Origin of the sequence: Rhizobium sp. YTUHZ044 (genome assembly GCF_051123975.1) — a bacterium.
Classification (GTDB): Bacteria; Pseudomonadota; Alphaproteobacteria; order Rhizobiales; family Rhizobiaceae; genus Rhizobium.
The window spans coordinates 2,986,943-3,003,279 of sequence record NZ_CP101426.1 but is presented as its reverse complement, the minus strand read 5'-3'; the positions used below and the strand labels follow the sequence as shown (position 1 = coordinate 3,003,279).

The following is a 16,337-nucleotide window of genomic DNA, read 5'->3' as shown; positions in this document are numbered from 1 at the left end:
ATTCGCAGTCATATGAATGATGGATTCCAGCTCCCGTGGGAGCCGGACGGGCGGAGCTTTTTCTAAAACTCGCCGAAACGAGAAGGATTGAAGTCGTGCTTATTTCCCAGATCAAGGGTGCCAACGGAGAGATCGTCGTCGCCGTGCGCGAGCAGGGCGGCGCGGCCAGGTCGGTCAACAACGCCGGCAGCGTCTATGCGCTGGCGATGGAAGCCGCCGACGGCGGCAAGTCGCTTGCCGCTGTTATCGAGGCCCATGGTTACGGCGAGACCGTCGACCTTGAGAAGGCTTATGCTGAAGGCCGCTTCCTGCCGCCGATCACCCATCCCGACGCCGCCCACCTGCATCTGACCGGCACCGGCCTCACCCATCTCGGCTCTGCCGCCACTCGTGATTCCATGCACAAGAAGACCACCGAGGCGGCCGAGGAAACGCTGACCGACTCGATGAAGATGTTCAAGATGGGGCTGGAGAACGGCAAGCCGAAGGCTGGCAAAAAGGGCGTGCAGCCCGAATGGTTCTACAAGGGCAACGGCTATGGCACGGCTGCCCCCGGTGCTCCGCTCGTCTCGCCCTCCTTCGCGCTTGACGGCGGCGAAGAGCCTGAGATGGCGGGCATCTATGTCATCGCCAAGGACGGCTCGCCGTTCCGCATCGGTTTTGCCCTGTCGAACGAGTTTTCGGACCACGTCACCGAACGGATCAACTATCTCTATCTGGCCCACTCGAAACTGCGCCCGGCGGCCTACGGTCCGGAAATCCGCATCGGCGCCGCGCCCGACGATATCCGCGGCACTTCGCGCATCAAGCGCGGCGACAAGGTGATCTTCGAAAAGCCCTTCCTGTCGGGTGAGGCGAACATGTCGCACACCTTTGCGAACCTCGAATATCACCATTTCAAATATGGCCTCTTCCGTGTTCCGGGCGATGTCCATGTCCATATGTTCGGCACGGCGACGCTGTCCTTTGCCGACGGCATCAAGACGGAAGAGGGGGACCTCTTCGAGATCGAAGTCGCCGAATTCGGCCTGCCGCTGCGCAATCCGCTGAAGGTGGCGGCCGAAGAAGAGATTGTTGTCAAGCAACTCTGATTTTCGAGGCCTGGCCGCGTCGGCGGCCGGCCGTGTTTGTAAACGGTAAAGGAGGCTTGTTGGGCCCATGACCATTTATCAAAACCTGATCGCCGGCGAATGGGTCGGCACGGACGCGACGAAGAACATCAACCCGTCCGATACGAACGAGGTCGTCGGCCTCTACGCCAACGGCAGCGCGGAAGACACGAGAAACGCTATCGCCGCCGCCAAGGCCGCCTTTCCGGCCTGGTCGCGCTCGGGCATTTGGGAACGCCACGTCATCCTGAAGAAGACCGGCGACGAGATCATGACCCGCAAGGACGAACTCGGCGCGCTGCTCGCCCGCGAAGAGGGCAAGACGCTGCCTGAGGCGACCGGCGAAGTCATCCGCGCCTCGCAGATCTTCGAATTCTTCGCTGGCGAGGCCCTGCGGCTCGCAGGCGAGGTCATCCCGTCAGTTCGCCCGAATATCGGTGTCGAGATCACCCGCGAAGCGCTCGGTGTCATCGGCATCATCACGCCGTGGAACTTCCCGATCGCCATCCCCGCCTGGAAGATCGCGCCGGCGCTCTGCTACGGCAACACGATCGTCTTCAAGCCGGCCGAACTGGTGCCGGCCTGCTCCTGGGCGATCGTCGACATCCTCAATAGGGCAGGGCTGCCGAAGGGCGTCCTGAACCTCGTCATGGGCAAGGGCTCGGTCGTAGGCCAGGCCATACTCGAAAGCCCCGATGTTCACGGCATCACCTTCACCGGCTCCACCGGCACCGGCCGACGTGTCGCCGCCGCGTCCATCGAGCATAACCGCAAGTTCCAGCTGGAAATGGGCGGCAAGAACCCGATGGTGGTGCTCGACGACGCCGACCTCAACGTCGCCGTCGAGGCTGCCGCCAATTCCGGCTTCTTCTCCACGGGCCAGCGCTGCACTGCTTCCTCGCGTCTGATCGTCACCGAAGGCATCCACGACAAGTTCGTCGCGGCGCTCACCGACAAGCTGAAGACGCTCGTCGTTGACAATGCGCTCAAGGCCGGCACCCATATCGGTCCGGTCGTCGACGAACGGCAGCTGAAGACCGATACCGACTATATCGAGATCGGCAAAAAGGAAGGGGCCAAGCTCGCCTTCGGCGGCGAGGTCATCTCGCGCGAAACGCCCGGTTTCTATCTGCAGCCGACGCTGTTTACCGAAGCGACCAACCAGATGCGCATTTCGCGCGAGGAAATCTTCGGACCCGTCGTCTCGGTGATCCGGGCGAAGGATTACGACGAGGCGCTTGCCCTCGCCAACGACACGCCGTTCGGGCTCTCGGCCGGCATTGCCACGACCAGCCTGAAACATGCGACGCATTTCAAGCGCAATTCGGAAGCCGGCATGGTCATGGTCAACCTGCCGACGGCGGGCGTCGATTTCCACGTTCCGTTCGGCGGCCGCAAGGGGTCGTCCTACGGCCCGCGTGAGCAGGGCAAGTATGCGAGCGAATTCTTTACCGTGGTCAAGACCGCCTACACGTTGGCTTGAGACATATCCGATGACCCGGGCCGTACGAGGCGGCCCGGCAATCACCTGAAGGACAGAGATTATGAAGAAGAAAGCGGAATGGCCGCGCAGGCTGAGGTCGCAGGAATGGTACGGCGGCACGAGCCGCGACGTGATTTATCATCGCGGCTGGCTTAAGAACCAAGGTTATCCGCACGACCTGTTCGACGGACGGCCTGTCATCGGCATCCTTAACACCTGGTCGGATATGACCCCCTGCAACGGTCATCTCAGAGAGCTCGCCGAGAAGGTGAAGGCGGGCGTCTGGGAGGCGGGCGGCTTCCCGCTCGAAGTGCCGGTGTTCTCGGCATCGGAAAACACCTTCCGCCCGACCGCGATGATGTACCGCAACCTTGCGGCACTGGCCGTTGAAGAAGCGATCCGTGGCCAGCCGATGGATGGCTGTGTGCTGCTCGTCGGCTGCGACAAGACCACGCCGTCGCTCTTGATGGGGGCGGCCTCCTGCGACCTGCCGTCGATCGTCGTCACCGGCGGTCCGATGCTGAACGGCTATTTCCGCGGCGAGCGCGTCGGCTCCGGCACGCATCTGTGGAAGTTCTCCGAAATGGTGAAGGCCGGCGAGATGACGCAGGCCGAATTCCTCGAAGCGGAAGCTTCGATGAGCCGCTCGTCGGGCACCTGCAATACGATGGGCACGGCGTCAACGATGGCGTCCATGGCCGAAGCGCTGGGCATGGCGCTCTCGGGCAATGCCGCAATCCCGGGCGTCGATTCCCGCCGCAAGGTCATGGCGCAACTGACCGGCCGCCGTATCGTGCAGATGGTCAAGGACGATCTGAAGCCCTCGGAGATCATGACAAAGCAGGCCTTCGAAAACGCCATCCGCACCAATGCGGCGATCGGCGGATCGACCAATGCCGTCATCCATCTGCTGGCGATCGCCGGCCGCGTCGGCATCGATCTGACGCTCGACGATTGGGACCGTTGCGGCCGCGACGTTCCGACGATCGTCAACCTGATGCCGTCGGGCAAATACCTGATGGAAGAGTTCTTCTATGCCGGCGGACTGCCCGTCGTGCTGAAGCGCCTCGGCGAGGCGGGCCTCCTGCACAAGGATGCGTTGACGGTCTCCGGCGAAACCGTCTGGGACGAGGTCAAGGACGTCATCAACTGGAACGAGGACGTCATCCTGCCTGCTGAAAAGGCGCTGACCTCTTCGGGCGGCATCGTCGTGCTGCGCGGCAACCTGGCGCCGAAGGGCGCGGTGCTGAAGCCTTCGGCAGCCTCGCCGCATCTCCTGGTACACCGGGGCAGGGCCGTCGTGTTCGAGGATATCGACGACTACAAGGCGAAGATCAACGACGACAATCTCGACATCGACGAGAATTGCGTCATGGTCATGAAGAACTGCGGCCCGAAGGGTTATCCCGGCATGGCCGAGGTCGGCAACATGGGCCTGCCGCCGAAGGTGCTGAAGAAGGGCATCCTCGACATGGTGCGGATATCAGACGCCCGCATGTCGGGAACGGCCTATGGTACCGTCGTGCTGCACACCTCGCCGGAAGCGGCGGTCGGTGGACCGCTGGCGGTCGTCAAGAACGGCGACATGATCGAACTCGACGTGCCGAACCGTCGCCTGCATCTCGACATATCAGACGAGGAACTGGCGCGCCGTCTCGCCGAATGGCAGCCGAACCATGACTTGCCGACATCGGGCTATGCCTTCCTGCATCAGCAGCATGTCGAAGGAGCCGATACTGGCGCCGATCTCGACTTCCTCAAGGGATGTCGCGGAAATGCGGTCGGCAAGGACAGCCACTGAGCAGGGCTTGCCGATCTGGAATCGCGAAGAGGCGGGGCTTTTTGCCCCGCCTTTTTGCTGAAGATTTCTTTCGAACCGTTCGCGCTCGAACTTGTTGAATGCGGATATAGTGCTATATGCTGTACAAGTGTACAGGAGATATGGTCATGTCAAAGGTAATCGGTGCTGCGGAATTCAAGGCGAAATGCCTGAATCTGATCGATCAGATGCGCAGCGACGATGAATCCATCGTTATCACCAAGCGCGGCAAGCCGGTTGCCGTGCTTTCCCCGGCGCGCGACACAGGCGAACGCAAGAGCATCATCGGCGCGATGAAGGGCAGCGTATTGCGCTATGACGATCCTCTGTCTCCGGCCCTCGAGCCGGAGGATTGGGACGCCCTCCGTTGATCGTCATCGATACGCACATCCTCGTCTGGGCAATGCAGGACGATGCGCGTCTGGGTTCACAGGCCCGGGGCATCATTGACGAGATGACCGGCAAAAGCCGGATTCTGATTTCGGCGATCACACCCTGGGAAATCGCCATGCTCGTGCAGAAGGGGCGCTTGGCGCTCGGCGACGATGTCGGGCGATGGATCGACAGCGCTCTGTCGCTCCCCGGGATTCAGCTCGCGCCGATCGAGCCTTCCATCGCGATAGACAGCGTCCGGCTGCCCGGCGAGTTTCATGCTGACCCCGCGGACCGCATCATCGCGGCTACAGCCCGATTTCATCGCGTGCCGTTGCTGACGGCGGATCAGGCAATCCTCAGCTACGGAGCGCGCGGCCACCTCCAGGTCGTCGCGGCTGGATAGATACGCCGTTACCGCCCTCGCTCAGCTCTGGCTCTGGCTTTGCATCTGCCCGTTGTCTTCCACCTTCACGGTGACGGACAGCGTTTCCCCCGGAGTGCCGATACGCATGCCCGAGATCGGGGCCGCGTCGCGGTAGCAGAGGCCGGAGGCGATGCGGATATAGCGTTCATCCGGGCAGATTTCGTTGGCCGGATCGAAGCCGACCCAGCCGAGCCCGGAGATATGGGCCTCGGCCCAGGCATGGGTCGCCGACTGTTCGATCTTTTCTTCCATCATCAAATAGCCGGAGACATAACGCGCCGGCACCTGCAGGGCGCGGGCGGCGGCGACGAAGATGTGCGCATGGTCCTGGCAGACGCCGCTTTTCTTCTCCAGCGCCTGTTCCGCCGTCGTCGCCGTGTCGCTGGTGCCGGGGCGGTAGTCGACCGTTTCGTGGATGGCGGCCATCAACGCATGCAGACGGGCGAGCTCGTTATCGCCGCTGACGCTTTTAACCAGTTCCTTGACCAGCTTGCCGCTTTTGGTGAGCGGCGTCTCGCGCAGGAAGAGCCAGAGCGGGCAGAAACCGGTATGTGGGCCGGTGACGCCGTTATTGTCCGCGGTCTCGACCTCGCCCTCGGCGAGGATTCGCGTCACGTGCTGCGTGCCTTCCAGCGAGACCAGGTTGACGTGGTTGCCGTACTGGTCGTCGTATTCCACCTCCGGGGTGGCGCCCTCGACTTTCAGGGACCAGCCGAGCACGTTCTGGGCTGCCGTTGTCGGCGGTGTCAGTCTCAGCCGTTGCAGCGAGAACTGCGCCGGTTCGTCGTAGCGGTATTCGGTGAGATGGCTGATTTTCAGTCTCATGTGCTGATCCGCTTAAACGTAGAACCGGTAGCCGTCGGAAATCTCGGCACCGAGCTGGTTGTTGCGTGAGACGAAGTCCTCGAGGAACTCGTGCAGGCCCTGATCCATGATGTCGCGGATCGCCCGCGTCTGCAGCGTGGTGCGGATCGCGTCGGCAGTATCGTGGGCGGGAAGCCGCTCCTCGTAATCCTGGGCGAGATAGCCGAGATTGCTGACGATCTTCTCGTAGCAATAGGCAAGCGAGCGCGGCATCTGGACATTGAGGGTAAGGAAGTCGGCAATGTTCATCGCCCGGTACTCGCCGTCGTAGGCCCAGCTATAGGCGCGGTGTGCGGACACCGAGCGCAGGATCGACTCCCACTGCACGTTATCGAGAGACGAACCGACTGACGAGACCGAGGGCAGCAGGACGTAATATTTCACGTCGAGGATACGGCTGGTATTGTCGGCGCGCTCGATGAAGGTGCCGATGCGGGCGAAATTATAGAGCTCGTTTCTGAGCGTCGAGCCATGAAAGGCGCCGCGGATGAGGCCGGCGCGGCGCTTGATGACGTCGATCACCTCAGGCAGGTCGGCGGCTTTCACGCGCTTTTCGAGCAGGGATTTCAGATCGATCCAGCATTCGTTGGTCGCTTCCCAGGTCTCCCGCGTCAGCGCGGTGCGCACCATGCGGGCATTGTTGCGGCCGAAGTCGATGCAGGACATGACGCTCGACGGGTTGGAGCGATCGCGCAGGAGATAATCGATCGCGTCGGCATTGGTCAGCTTGGCGTGGCCCTCGTCATAGGCCTCGCGTACGCCGGCACTTTGCAGCACGCCGTCCCAGTTGTCGTCGCCGGCGCTGCTGCGGGTGAGCGACATGCGCAGCCCGGCATCGACAAGACGGGCAATATTTTCGGCGCGCTCGATGTAACGAAACATCCAGTAGAGGCCGTTTGCGGTTCTTCCGAGCATCAGTCCTCCAGTACCCAGGTGTCTTTGGTGCCGCCGCCCTGGCTGGAATTGACGACCAGCGAGCCTTGCTTCAGCGCCACGCGGGTAAGCCCGCCCGGAATAATCTGGACCTTGTCGGAAACGAGCACATAGGGGCGAAGGTCGACATGGCGGGGCGCGATGCCCTTGTTGACGAGGATCGGCACGGTGGAGAGCGACAGCGTCGGCTGGGCGATGTAATTGTTCGGCTTGGCCTTCAGCTTCTCAGCGAAATCGACGCGCTCCTTTTTCGATGCCGTCGGTCCCACAAGCATGCCGTAGCCGCCGGAGCCGTGCACTTCCTTGACGACCAGCTCTTCCAGGTGCTCCAGCACGTATTTCAGGCTCGATGCTTCCGAGCAGCGCCAAGTCGGGACGTTTTCGAGCAGCGCCTTGCGGCCGGTATAGAATTCGACGATCTCCGGCATGTAGGAATAAATCGCCTTATCATCCGATATGCCGGTGCCCGGCGCATTAGCAATGGTGATGTTGCCGGAGCGGTAGACATCCATGATGCCGGGAATGCCGAGGGCGGAATCGGCCCGGAATGTCAGCGGATCGAGGAAGTCGTCGTCGACGCGGCGGTAGAGCACGTCGATCGCCTCGTAGCCGCGGGTCGTGCGCATCTTCACCTTGCCGTCGATGACGCGCAGATCCGAGCCCTCGACCAGTTCGACGCCCATCATGTCGGCCAGGAAGGAATGTTCGTAGTACGCAGAATTGTAGATGCCCGGAGTCAGTACCGCGACGCGTGGCTTGCCGGTGCAGCCGGGAGGAGCCAGCGAGGCGAGGCTTTGGCGTAAGAGGTAGGGATAATCCTCGACGCGCTGCACCTTGTTCTCATGGAAGAGCTCCGGGAACATCTGCATCATGGTTTCCCGGTTTTCCAGCATGTAGCTGACCCCGGAAGGGGTGCGGGCATTATCCTCCAGCACGTAAAACTGGTCTTCGCCTGTTCGTACGATATCGGTGCCGACGATATGGGTGTAGACGCCGCCAGGCGGGCGGAAGCCGATCATCTCGGACAGGAAGGCGACATTGTTTTCGATCAGTTCGCGCGGGATGCGGCCGGCGCGGATGATCTCCTGCTTGTGATAGATATCATCCAGAAAGGCGTTGAGCGCGATTACCCGTTGCTCGATACCCTGGGCGAGCTTGCGCCATTCGCGGGCGGAGATGATGCGGGGGATGATATCGAAGGGGATGAGCTTTTCGGAACTGTCGGCATGGCCGTAAACGGCGAAGGTGATGCCGGTCTTCCGGAAGATATTTTCCGCGTCGCGGGACTTGGCAATCAGATGCGACCGGTCTTGGCTGTTGTACCACTCGAAATATTTTTCATAAGGCGGGCGGGGGCTCTCGTCCCCGGTAATCATTTCATCAAATGCCAAAGGTGCGGCTCCCCTTTTTTGTTCATTTGAATACAACGCAAATTGCAATGCAAGAACCATGCGCAGTTCGGAGAAAAGATTTTGCGGTGCGGGAAAGAGTGAAAATTCGGGCGTTTGGAGCAGCGTCGCGCGGTATGGCGGATGACTGCTCGCCCGGGATTGCGCAAAATGTGAGCATTTGATTGGTTTTCGGTCGATCGCAATGCGTTGGTGGTGCAGGCGCAAATTCGAACGTCTTATTCCTGTGACGAGGAGAAGGCATGCCGTGCGGCACCCCCTCTGGCCTGCCGGCCCCAGGGTCGAGCCACCGGTCTCGACCCGTCCTTCGGACCCCCCATAGGTGGGGAGATTGGCTGGGCGCACTGGCTTCCCCAAACAACGACGGCAGAGCTATTCGATCCAGCAGAGAGGGACGGATGATCCAACCGCTTGTCGATCTCCACCCTTGTGGGGGAGATGGCCGGCAGGCCAGAGGGGGTGCCATACGGGATGTCTATTCTGTAACTCTCCACCCACCCATCAGCGAAATTTCAAATAAGCATCAACGCTTCGCCTTTGACTGCGGCCTTCGGTTGCCGCTATCAGCACGGTAACTCTTTACCCGAGATGTCTCGATGCCCCTCGACCGCTTTGCCCCCGCTCTCTTCGTTTTCCTCTGGTCCACGGGCTGGGTGGTGGCGAAATTTGCGGCGCTGCATTCCGAGCCCTTTACCTTTCTTTCGATACGTTATGCGCTGTCGGCCTTGGCCTTCCTGGCCTTTTGCCTAGTGACCAAGGCCCAATGGCCGAAGAGTCGGGCGACGGTGCTGCGGGCCATTTATTCCGGCTTTTTCCTGCACGGCTTCTATCTCGCCGGTCTCTGGTGGGCGATCGCCAACGGCGTGCCGGCCGGCATATCTGGGATCATCGCGGCGCTGCAGCCGTTGCTGACGGCGACGGCGGCTCCCTTTCTCGTCGGCGAGCGGTTGCAGAAGACCCAACAGGTCGGCCTCGCTCTCGGCTTCATCGGTATTGCCATCGCGATTTCGCCGAAGCTGTTCGATCCGGCGACGGCCGATCTCAGCCATGCCGCCCTGCCGCTGGCGATCAACCTCATCGCCATGGGCTCCGTCACCTACGGTACGCTTTATCAGAAGAAACATCTGCAATCCGGCGACCTCAGGACCATCGCGACACTGCAATATGTCGGCGCTCTCATCCTCACCCTGCCGCTGTCGCTGATTTTCGAACACCAGCATTTCGACGGCACCCCGCAGGCCTATGGCGCGCTTCTCTGGTCGGTCTTCGGCCTGTCGATGGGCGGTGTCGGGCTGCTGCTTTACCTCATCCGCCGCGGGCAGGTCTCGCGCGCCGCTTCGCTGATCTACCTGATGCCGCCGGCCGTCGCGATCGAAGCCTTCATCGCGTTCGGGGAGCGGCTGACGCTGCCGTTGATTCTGGGCACGGTGATCGTCGTGACGGGCGTATATATGACAAACCGCAGGGTCCTTCAGCAGGTCCAGGCGAGCGTATAGGCTGATCGCTGCGCCAATGTCGAACAAGCGGATGGCCTGAACCTCAACTGACCGAGGTCGCCGGCGATTGCCGACGACCTCACATCCAAAGCGCCGTAGAGCGCTACTCGGCACATCAAGCAGCAAGCAACGATCAGTTGCGGGGCTGCAGCAGCGCCAAGGCAACCGTTGACGCAGCCAGCACAGCGGTGAGAGTCAAGGGTCCCACAGCGCCGTAGTGGTCGACGATATAGCCGCCAAAAACCGCGCCGATACTGATGGCCACCTGGAAAGAGACGACCATCAGGCTACCCGCCGCCTCCAGAGCGTCGGCGGCCGCGCGGGAAAGATTGGTCGGCAGCACTACCGGCGCCATGCCGAAGGCAAACCCCCAAAGCGTGACGAGTGCAAACGCAACGCCGGCATGAGCGCCCCAAAGCACCAGAGCGAGTGCGGCAAACGCCATCAATACAGCCGTGACAGCCAGTGCCATGCGGATGCTCGCGTCGGCCATCCGGCCACCGGCAACATTGCCGATCACGGAGGCGATGCCGAACCCGAGCAGCGCCAGGGCGATCGATTTGGTTTCAAGGAGCGTCACTTGTTCTAGGAAGGGACGCACATACACCGATCCGGCAAAATGCCCGGTCATCAGCAAAAGGATGGCAAGCATTCCCAGTTGAATGCCGCCCCGTCGCGTTAGCCGGAAAACGTCGGCGAGGCTGTTGCTTGTGCTTGTAGGGAGCGTCGGCAGGCTGAGCAGCTGCAGCAGCATGGCAAGCGCGGCAAGCCCGGCTGTCATTGCCATGGCGCTGCGCCATCCCAGCCAATCGCTGATCAAAGCACCCATTGATGGGGCAGCGATCGTGGCGAGCGAAACGCCGAGGGTGACGATAGCCATGCCCCGACCTGTCGCATTTGCGCCGACCAGCCTCGCAACGACGGCCACTGAAAGCGCCCAGAAACCGCTCAGCGCGATGCCCAACCCAGCCCGGCCCAGCAACAACAGCCAAAAATCGGTCGCTAACGATGCAAGTATGTTAGAGCCGACAGCCAACGCACTGAGACCGACCAAGACCGCCTTGCGGTTCAGTCTGCCGATCAGAACATTGCTCAACAGGGCGGCCACGGCGCCGACGGAAGCGGTGGCGGTGACGACTTGTCCGGCCGTTCCTTCGGAAATGCCGAGGTCGCGCGCCATTGGCGTCAGCAGGCCCGCCGGCAGGAACTCAGCAGATACCAGTGCAAAGCTGGTGGCCGCCATCGAAAGAACGGCAAACCAGGTTGCCGCGCTCCACGCCGATGGTTCAGGCGTCTCCAGGCCAATTGCGGCCCCGTCAAATTGTGATGTTGTGTCCGTCATTGATGGATCTCCTGTGTTCGGAGATCTTCATAGACGAAGTTGTCAGGATGATATGTGTCTCAAAATCCGAAATCCATATCCATTCGTCCGGAACTTGTGCGACGCACAATCCCAGGTGAAACGTTTGTGACGCGCTTGAAGGCACGCGCGAAAGACGCCTCGGACTCATAGCCCAACCGGGAGGCAACCTCGGCAACCGACATGCCGTTTTGCGCCAGCAAGTCGCGGGCAAGCTGCATGCGCAGACGGGCGAGATAATGTGCCGCGCCTTCTCCCAAGATAGCGCTGAAGCGCTCGGCGAAGATCGAGCGCGACTGGCCTGCCACACCAGCGAGGCTTTCGAGGGTCCAGTTATGGCCAGGATCCCTATGCATGGCCGCCAACACACGACCGATATTGGGATCGCGGATGGCGGCGAGCCAGCCGGTGGTGGAGGCTCCACTGCAGTTGACCCAGCAGCGGATAAGCCGGGCTGCGAGCAAGTCCGCCATACGCGACAAGACCGTCGCGCTTCCCATCTGGGGCTGTGCCGCCTCCGCCGACATAGCGGCCAGCAGGGGGCCTACGATCGTGTCATTACCGGCCACGTCGCAGCCCTTGATGATCGGCGGCATCAGGGCGATCAAGGGGTTAAGCGCATGGGCGCCCAAAGTCATGGAGCCGCAGAAGAGGGTGCTAGTGGCGCCCGTTCCTTCCCGCAAGACGTCGCAGACGTTGCTGCCCAAATTTGTAATCTGACAGCTTTTAAGCGAGTCGCCCTCAACGTCCGGCGCGCTCGCCAATCGATGTGCGATGCCTTGCGGCAGCAGCACCAGATCGCCATCGTTCAACTCCTGCCAACCGTGGGCTTCGGTATGGATCCAGCACGGACCCTGGCTGACGAAGTGAAAACGAAGCAGCTGTTGTTGCGGAAAGGCGATGCTCCATGGATGCCTGAGCTCACAGCGTCCATAGTTGACTCCACTCAAGCGAAAGTCCTGCAGGACTTCGCTCAGGGCATCCATTGGGATGGTTGACGGCGACAACGGCCGGGACGGATGGTCAAGCATGGAGCCAATTTAGGTCTCAAGCGTCCGGGATGCAAGCGGTCCGGCTTCTCGGCGCGGTCTTTGCGGCGTTATGCTGCCCGTCGACGGCGGCTTCACAGCGCATTGTTTTGCAAGGCTCCCGCCAGTGCTGCGAAGGCGGCTTCGATCTCCTCAACCGGGGCCGTTCAGAAAACGGGAAGCGCGACCGAGTACTGCCGTCGCGGTGTTGCCGTCTGCACGCTGAGAAAAGGCCGGGGCATCTCACCCAATGCTCCGGCCTCATATTCAAGACCGAAGCACCGGCCTTTTCGCCTTGAAATCAATCGGCGCCTCAGGCGCGTTCGCGGCGCTGGCCACCGTTGCGGTTGCCGCCACGGCGGTTGCCGCCGTTGCCGTCGCGGCGCTGTTCGCCGCCCTGGGCCTGGTGTGGGCCGCGATCTTCGCCGTGTTTGCGGGCCGGGCGGCCGTGGGCGTGCCGGCCGTTGCCGCGGTGATGACCGCTCGGCTCCCCATTGGCGTGGTGGCCATTGCCGCCATGGGCGGGGCGCTGCGGCTTTGCCGGGCGGAAATCGGAGGTCGAGGCCAGATCATTGTCGGGGCCGAAATCCGGGGCCGCTTCGCCGCGGCGCTGGCCGCGGAAGTCCGCGTTGCGGCTTGGGCGCTCGGGACGCGGACGGCGCTCACGGCGTTCCTCACCGCCGGCGCGGGTTTCGCTGCCTTCGCCGTCGCGGCGCGGGCGGCGTTCCTGGCGGCTGCCGCGATGTTCCGAACGGTTGGCATCGTCACGGCCTTCGCCGCGGCCCTGGCCGCCGCCGCGATTGCGGTTGTTGCCATTGCCGTTGCCGCGGCGCGGGCCGCTGGCACTGATATGTGCCGGCGGCTCGCCGCTGGCAACTGATATGTCGATGCCCATCAGGCGCTCGATATCGCGCAGCAGCTTGGCCTCGTCGGGGGCGCAGAAGGCGATAGCGATGCCGTCGCGGCCGGCGCGCGCCGTGCGGCCGATGCGATGGACATAGGCATCCGGCACTTCCGGCAGGTCGTAGTTGTAAACGTGGCTGACGGCCGGGATATCGATGCCGCGGGCGGCGACGTCGGTGGCGATCAGCGTCTTGATGCTGCCGTCGCGGAAGGCCTTCAGCGCTCGCTCGCGCTGGCCCTGGCTCTTGTTGCCGTGGATGGAGGCGACGGAATAACCGATATTGTCGAGATGCTTCATCAGCTTCTCCGCACCATGCTTGGTGCGCAGGAAGACGATGGCGCGGCCGTCGGGGTTTTCGGTCAGCGACTTGCGCAGCAGTTCCGTCTTGTCGTTCTTGCCGGCGACGAAATGCACATACTGCTCGACCTTGTCGGCAGCCTTGCCGGGCGGCGTGACTTCGACCTTCACGGGATCGACGAGATATTCGCCGGCGAGATCGGCGATCGCCTTCGGCATGGTGGCCGAAAACAGCATGGTCTGGCGCTTCTTCGGCACCAGCTTGGCGATCTTGCGCAAGTCGTGCACGAAGCCGAGGTCGAGCATCTGATCGGCCTCGTCGAGCACGAGATAACGCACCGTCGTCAGCGTGATGGCGCGGCGGTTGACGAGGTCGAGCAGGCGGCCGGGCGTGGCGACCAGGATGTCGGTGCCCTTTTCGAGCTGCAGTTGCTGCTTGTTGATCGAGACGCCGCCGACGACGACGTTGACGCGCAGATGCGACTTGCGGATGAACTTCTTCAGGTTGTCGGCGATCTGGTTCACCAGCTCACGGGTCGGCGCCAGGATCAGCGTCCGCGTCGTCCGGTTATCAGGGCGGCGCTCGTCAGCGAGCAGCTTTTCGATGAGCGGCAGGCCGAAGGCGGCTGTTTTGCCGGTCCCGGTCTGGGCAAGGCCGATCAGGTCGCGGCCTTCGAGGAGGAGGGGGATGGCCTGTTCCTGGATCGGCGTCGGTGTTTCGATGCCGAGCTGGAACAAGGTTGCGACGATCGGCTTGGAGACACCAAGCGATTCAAAATTAGTCAAGGCATAACCTTTCGGGGCGCCACAATGATTAGCGCCGGAACGCACCATGCGATCCGGTTTCATTCTGGCGTCAAGAACCCCGCGTGAAGTGGGAACTTGCAAGTTGGAAAAAGCTTTCCAGCGCTTCTGGCCGCTGATTGGGAGTGCGGCGTTCTATCGAAATGCGCTTTTGTCCCTTCTTCCTGCGTTTCGTATTTTCTAGCAGGGGCACGCTCACGCGGCGGCCGGAAGGGTGAAAGCTGAGCCGCATTTGGGCTAGTTCGCTGGAAAAGTCAAGTGCAGCGCACAAAAAGGCATTAGCTCCGGTCGGGCGAGGGCATTCTGAGGACGAAACTTTCCGATGCGCTTTCCGCGCCGTTGACAAGGATGGCAATGCGATGCTCGCCGGGATAGTAGCGCCGCGTGGTGATTGGCCGCATGGCGTGGCGGCGTCCGATCGCATGGGTTTGGCGGGGGGCTAATGTAACCGTCTTGCATTTGAAGACCTTGGGCGAAAGCGAGCCATCGGCTTTCACGTGGTGGATGGCGTAGTCGATCATCAGTGAGTGGGTGGTTTCGCCTGAATTGGTCAGGCGGATTTCGAAATCCAGCCCTTCGCCGAACATCACCTCGCCGTTCAGAAGCCGCAGCTCGCACGTCAGCGCGGCAGCGGCACCGAAACCGAAATTGGCAAGCGCCCGCGCATGGCCTTTCTTCAGGAGTGTGCGAGAGGCATGTTTCAGCAGACGGCGGCGCTCGGCCGATGCACCCTCGATGTGGCCGGCGATGAGGGCGGCGACCAGATCCGGATGATCCTTGGCGATATCGTTCAGACTGTTGGCGACGGAGCGGCGCACATAATCCTCCGGATCATCCATCAGCGCGGTGAGGATCGGCAGGATTGGCGCGGGATCTTTCACGAGCTGCGGCAGCCGCATGGCCCAGGGCAGGCGCGGCCGCGTTCCTTCGCTCGCCAGCCGGCGCACATGCTGGTCGGGATCGCCGACCCAGCTGGAGATGATGGTAAGCGCGCGCTCCTGGTCACGATGGATGAAGGGACGGATGCCGAATTCGCCGGTGAAGTGCGGCGTCAGCGCCTTCAGGAGATCAAGGCCGAGATCGAAATGATCGGGGCCACGGGCAGCGATGAACTGATTGACCGGCAACAGCATCCAGCCGGAAAGCCCGGGTCTGCCCGATGCAGGCAGGCTCGCTATCAGGATGGCGGCGGCTTCGGGGAAATCGCCGGGAAGAGTGGCGAACAGCGCGTCGCGGATTAGCGCCGAGCGCTCCATTAGTTCCAGCGCTGCGATGCCGTCGGTCGCGAGCCTTATGAAGCGCTCCCTGTCGAAGGACGGCGCGTTGAAGGCGATGCGATCGGCCATATCGCCAGCCAGCCCTTCATGCAGCAGGTTCTTGAGCGGTTCCGGCATGCTGATCCTCCCTCTGTGGCAGGATTGGACCGGCGCCGCCGGGAGGTCAAGCGGCGCCGGATGCGGTTTTTATTCCGGGCAGACCTTGACGCGGTAGGGGTCGCCCCAATCGTCGTGCCGCCATTCGATGTGGCAAGACGGCCGGTAATAGGTCCGGTAGACGGGATAAGGGCGATAGGCGGGGTAGGCCGGATAGACGGGGTAGGCAGGGCGGGCGGCCTCTGACAGCAGGGCGCCGCCGACGACGCCAGCGGCAAGGCCGCCCCAGAAGGCATCGCGGGGATGGGCATCGGCTGTGGTGGCGGTGGCGAGAGAGGCGCCGGCACAGGTCAGCGCGATTAGGCCCGTCGCCATGGTCTTATGAAGAACGGACATGGTATTTTCCTTGATTTAGACTGGCTTCTCTAAAGCCATGGCCAGACTCCGCCCGGATCGCGGCGGAGCGATGGCCGCACATGGGCTCTCCGGATTAAATTTTGGTCATGATTTCAACGGCAGTCGAGAGCGAAACGGATTGCGGCCGGCCGCATTTGCTGCCGACGATGCTTCGGGTTCGCGCAGAAAATGCGGCCTCTTCGCCTGATAAGCCGGCGTGTAAAATTCCGCTCTCGAAATTTATGGTTAAAACCTTGTTAAAA

14 protein-coding genes are annotated in these 16,337 nt (G+C 62.1%); 6 read left to right on the top strand and 8 right to left on the bottom strand.

The window, feature by feature from the left end:
- Positions 1-95 precede the first annotated feature (95 nt).
- From araD1 to NL154_RS14955, 5 genes are all read left to right on the top strand, one after another.
- The gene (gene araD1, locus NL154_RS14975; protein ID WP_210630320.1) at positions 96-1,091 is read left to right on the top strand and encodes an AraD1 family protein; all 996 of its coding nucleotides are present in this window, start codon (positions 96-98) and stop codon (positions 1,089-1,091) included.
- A 67-nt stretch (positions 1,092-1,158) separates the two neighbouring features.
- A complete protein-coding gene (locus tag NL154_RS14970; protein WP_434732873.1) occupies positions 1,159-2,592 on the top strand; it encodes an aldehyde dehydrogenase family protein in 1,434 nt (477 codons plus the stop codon).
- A 61-nt stretch (positions 2,593-2,653) separates the two neighbouring features.
- Positions 2,654-4,393, top strand: a complete 1,740-nt coding sequence (araD, locus tag NL154_RS14965) for an L-arabinonate dehydratase (protein ID WP_221155586.1) — start codon at positions 2,654-2,656, stop codon at positions 4,391-4,393.
- A gap of 146 nt (positions 4,394-4,539) precedes the next feature.
- Entirely contained in the window at positions 4,540-4,782 is a 243-nt protein-coding gene (locus tag NL154_RS14960; protein ID WP_210630325.1) for a type II toxin-antitoxin system Phd/YefM family antitoxin, read from the top strand.
- On the top strand, positions 4,779-5,189 hold the full coding sequence (locus NL154_RS14955) for a type II toxin-antitoxin system VapC family toxin (RefSeq protein WP_221123062.1): 411 nt from the start codon (positions 4,779-4,781) through the stop codon (positions 5,187-5,189). Before NL154_RS14960 ends, NL154_RS14955 begins: the two co-directional genes overlap by 4 nt.
- 21 nt (positions 5,190-5,210) lie before the next feature.
- On the opposite strand, the gene NL154_RS14950 is transcribed toward NL154_RS14955, so the two are convergent.
- Genes NL154_RS14950 through NL154_RS14940 form a run of 3 tightly spaced genes read right to left on the bottom strand, consistent with a single transcriptional unit; the run spans position 5,211 to position 8,398 of the window.
- Positions 5,211-6,035, bottom strand: coding sequence for a transglutaminase family protein (locus NL154_RS14950; protein ID WP_434732872.1), 825 nt, complete (start codon positions 6,033-6,035; stop codon positions 5,211-5,213).
- 12 nt (positions 6,036-6,047) lie between these two features.
- Entirely contained in the window at positions 6,048-6,989 is a 942-nt protein-coding gene (locus NL154_RS14945; protein ID WP_210630331.1) for an alpha-E domain-containing protein, read from the bottom strand.
- The gene (locus NL154_RS14940; RefSeq protein ID WP_434732871.1) at positions 6,989-8,398 is read right to left on the bottom strand and encodes a circularly permuted type 2 ATP-grasp protein; all 1,410 of its coding nucleotides are present in this window, start codon (positions 8,396-8,398) and stop codon (positions 6,989-6,991) included. The genes NL154_RS14945 and NL154_RS14940 overlap by 1 nt, the downstream gene beginning before the upstream one ends.
- A gap of 614 nt (positions 8,399-9,012) precedes the next feature.
- Here NL154_RS14940 and NL154_RS14935 point away from each other — a divergent pair.
- Positions 9,013-9,912 (top strand): DMT family transporter, encoded by a 900-nt coding sequence (locus NL154_RS14935; RefSeq protein WP_434732870.1) that lies wholly within the window; start codon positions 9,013-9,015, stop codon positions 9,910-9,912.
- A 133-nt stretch (positions 9,913-10,045) separates the two neighbouring features.
- Here NL154_RS14935 and NL154_RS14930 read toward each other — a convergent pair whose 3' ends face one another.
- The 5 genes from NL154_RS14930 to NL154_RS14910 all read right to left on the bottom strand — a co-directional run bounded on the left by NL154_RS14930 (position 10,046) and on the right by NL154_RS14910 (position 16,074).
- Positions 10,046-11,254 carry an MFS transporter gene (locus tag NL154_RS14930; RefSeq protein WP_210630335.1) on the bottom strand — a complete coding sequence of 403 codons (1,209 nt, stop codon included), beginning with the start codon at positions 11,252-11,254 and terminating at the stop codon, positions 10,046-10,048.
- 59 nt (positions 11,255-11,313) lie between these two features.
- Positions 11,314-12,303, bottom strand: a complete 990-nt coding sequence (locus NL154_RS14925; protein ID WP_221123060.1) for an AraC family transcriptional regulator — start codon at positions 12,301-12,303, stop codon at positions 11,314-11,316.
- A 310-nt stretch (positions 12,304-12,613) separates the two neighbouring features.
- On the bottom strand, positions 12,614-14,335 hold the full coding sequence (locus NL154_RS14920) for a DEAD/DEAH box helicase (protein ID WP_210631580.1): 1,722 nt from the start codon (positions 14,333-14,335) through the stop codon (positions 12,614-12,616).
- A 248-nt stretch (positions 14,336-14,583) separates the two neighbouring features.
- Positions 14,584-15,699 (bottom strand): DNA alkylation repair protein, encoded by a 1,116-nt coding sequence (locus NL154_RS14915; RefSeq protein WP_221146929.1) that lies wholly within the window; start codon positions 15,697-15,699, stop codon positions 14,584-14,586.
- A gap of 69 nt (positions 15,700-15,768) precedes the next feature.
- Complete coding sequence (locus NL154_RS14910) at positions 15,769-16,074, bottom strand: hypothetical protein (RefSeq protein ID WP_210630340.1); 306 nt, start codon at positions 16,072-16,074, stop codon at positions 15,769-15,771.
- Between the last annotated feature and the right edge of the window lie 263 nt (positions 16,075-16,337).